Raw genomic sequence first — 2,852 nt, 5'->3', positions numbered from 1 at the left:
TCATTGCCGTGATGAACCAGCTGGATATCGTGCGCGAACACAAGGCGGTGTTCCTGGGACGCTTCGACACGCCGCAGTTCCTGAGCCAGATGACCGATGTGGTGATTTCCCACCAGATCGAGAATGCGCTGAATTATTTTTATTTCGACGTCTGCTGGCAAGGTTATCCGCTGGTGCATAACGCTTACATGTGCAGCGACCTCGGTTACTACTATGAGGGCAACAATGTGAAAGAAGGCAGCCGCAAGCTGCTTGAAGTACTGAACTCGCACGACGGCAGCTGGCAGGATTATCTGGCGCGCCAGCGGCAGGCGATAAGCCGCTACCTGCCCGGCAGCCCGCAGGTGACGGCCGAGTATGAGCGCTTGCTGGCGGCTTTGCTGCAACAGCCGATAGCATGACCGGATGGTTTCTCATTTTTCCTAATTCATGAAAAAAATCAATGTAGGTGTTTCCGTCTTCGCCGTCCAGGGCGCGCAGCTCTGGTCCAACGGCATCAATCAGAACCTGGCGTTCCTGGTGATGCTGCTGAAACAGAGCCCGCAAGTCGGCCGCGTATTTTTGCTGAACGGCGGCGACCTCGACCACATGCCTGAGGCGATGGGCCTGGGCAGCCTCGACGTGCCGCTGGTGCGGCCCGGCGACGTCACTTTCGAACTGGATGTGGTGATCGAAATGGGTGCGCAGCTGCCGCTGGAATGGCTGCGTCACATACGCGCGCTGGGCGTCAAGATCATTACCTTCTTTGTCGGCCACACCTATGCCGACAATGCCGAAGCACCGATGTTCGAAGGCGCCAGCGGCCAGATTTTCAACGGCACGCCGTGGCACGAAATATGGACGCTGCCGCATCACATGAAAAGCAGCGGTCCCCTGTTGCGCACCGTGTCGCGGGTGCCGGTGTTCGCCGTGCCGCACATCTGGTCGCCGCTGTTTATCCAGGGTCAGATCGACCAGGTCGAAAAAGACGGCCATCACTTCGGCTACCAGCCACATGTCAGCACTGGCGGTGCCGAGCGGCCGGGCTGGCGCACGGCGATTTTCGAGCCGAATATTTCTGTCGTCAAAAGCTGTTTTATTCCGATGCTGGTGTGCGAGCAGGCATTCCGGCTGGACCGGCGTTCGGTGAGCACCATGATGGTCATGAATACCGTGCATATGAAGGAACACCCGACCTTCAACCGTTTCGCCATCAACCTCGATCTGACGCAGCAGCATAGGGCCAGCTACGAGCCGCGCGTGGCATTTGTCGAATGCATGGCGCAGCAGAAGATGGATGCCGTGGTGTCGCATCAGTGGGAGTGCGGCTTGAATTATCTGTACTACGACGCGCTCTACGGCGGTTATCCGCTGATCCACAATTCGGAATACCTGAAAGCCGGCGGCGTTGGCATCTATTACCCGGATTTCGAAGCCAGCGCCGGCGGCCATGCCTTGCTCGGCGCCTGGAACCAGGAACCTGAATTCTGGGAAGACTATAAAAAAGCGGGCGCGACCTACCTGGACAAGCTTGATCCGGTCCGTCCCGAGAACGTGGAAGCATTTGTGAAAAGACTACAGCACACCGTGGAGGGCCGGGTATGAGCAATCCTTTGAGCCATCCTCTGCCCCAACGCAAGCTGCGCGTCGGCGTAACCCTGTACGTGCGTCCCGGGCCGCAATCGATATGGGAAAACGGCATCTTCCAGAACTGCGCATTCCTGGTGCAGTTGTTCAACCAGTCGCCTGCGGTCGAACGCGCGGTGCTGGTGCTGGACGGCCAGACCGACCAGGTGAACGACGCCATGATGCTGGGCGACCTGGGAATCGACATGATCGGCCTGGAGCAGGCCATGGAAACCCTGGACGTGGTGATTGAAATGAGCGCCCAGTTGAACGAGGACTGGGTCAGGAGATTCCGCGAGCGCGGCGGGCGTTATGCCTGGATGCGGGTCGGCAACGACTACGTGATCGACATTGAGCGCGCCATGTTCAACAAGCCGCACGGCGGCCTGTGCAGCGACAAGCCCTACGATGCGGTGTGGACCCTGCCGGAGTACCTGCGCAGCTGCAAGGACTATTTCGGCCTTACGGCAAGGGCGCCGGTGCACATCGTGCCGCATCTGTGGACGCCGCTGTTCTTTGCCAAGGGCATCGCCACCTTGCCCAGCCATCTCAGCTACGGCTACCAGCCTGGCAAGCCGCGCTGGCGGGTGTGCAGCTTCGAACCCAACGTCTGCATGGTGAAAACCTCGCTGCTGCCGATGCTGGCATGCGAAGAGGCATATCGGGCGCAGCCGGCATTCCTGGAGCACCTCAGCGTCTGCAATACCTTGCACCTGAAAGAGCACCTGAAGTTTTCGCAATTTGCGCGCTCGCTGGATGTGGTGAACCATGGCCTGGCGTCTTTTGAGGGACGCTTCGCGGTGTATGAGTTCATGGCCAATTACGGCGACTGCATCATTTCGCATCACTGGGAAAACGGCCAGAATTACCTGTACTACGAAGCTTTGTACGGCGCTTATCCGCTGATCCACAATTCGGAATTCATCAAGGACTACGGCTACTACTATCCGGAGTTCGATTCTTTCGCCGGTGGCCAGGCGGTATTGCAGGCGTTTGCCACGCATGATGCGCAGCTGGAGGATTACCGGCGCCATGCACAGACCTTGCTGCGCACGCTGGATGTGAGCCTGCCGGAGAATATCGAAATTTATACCCGACGCCTGCTGGATCTGTACTCGACTTAAAAAAGGCTTCCCTGATTGGTTCAGGGAAGCCTTTTTGTTGGACTGGCAACCTGCCAGGATCAGAACAATTCGTTCTTGACCTCTTCCCTGGCTTTTTCTTCCTCCGTCGGCGCCGTGGTGCCG

The 2,852-nt window shown here is 58.2% G+C and carries 3 protein-coding genes; all 3 read left to right on the top strand.

Annotation, left to right across the window (positions count from 1 at the left end; genetic code table 11):
* Positions 1-401: DUF2827 family protein (locus JWQ61_RS14675; RefSeq protein WP_304361179.1), on the top strand; the 401-nt coding region annotated here is incomplete at its 5' end.
* Positions 402-429: 28 nt separating this feature from the next.
* Positions 430-1,584 (top strand): DUF2827 domain-containing protein, encoded by a 1,155-nt coding sequence (locus tag JWQ61_RS14670; protein WP_304361178.1) that lies wholly within the window; start codon positions 430-432, stop codon positions 1,582-1,584.
* Positions 1,581-2,729 carry a DUF2827 domain-containing protein gene (locus tag JWQ61_RS14665; protein WP_304361177.1) on the top strand — a complete coding sequence of 383 codons (1,149 nt, stop codon included), beginning with the start codon at positions 1,581-1,583 and terminating at the stop codon, positions 2,727-2,729. Before JWQ61_RS14670 ends, JWQ61_RS14665 begins: the two co-directional genes overlap by 4 nt.
* The last annotated feature ends 123 nt before the right edge of the window (positions 2,730-2,852 follow it).

The organism is Collimonas fungivorans (assembly GCF_028292705.1).
Taxonomy (GTDB): domain Bacteria; phylum Pseudomonadota; class Gammaproteobacteria; order Burkholderiales; family Burkholderiaceae_D; genus Collimonas; species Collimonas fungivorans_B.
Note: the sequence above shows the minus strand (reverse complement) of the source record. Positions and strands in the feature narration are given on the sequence as shown.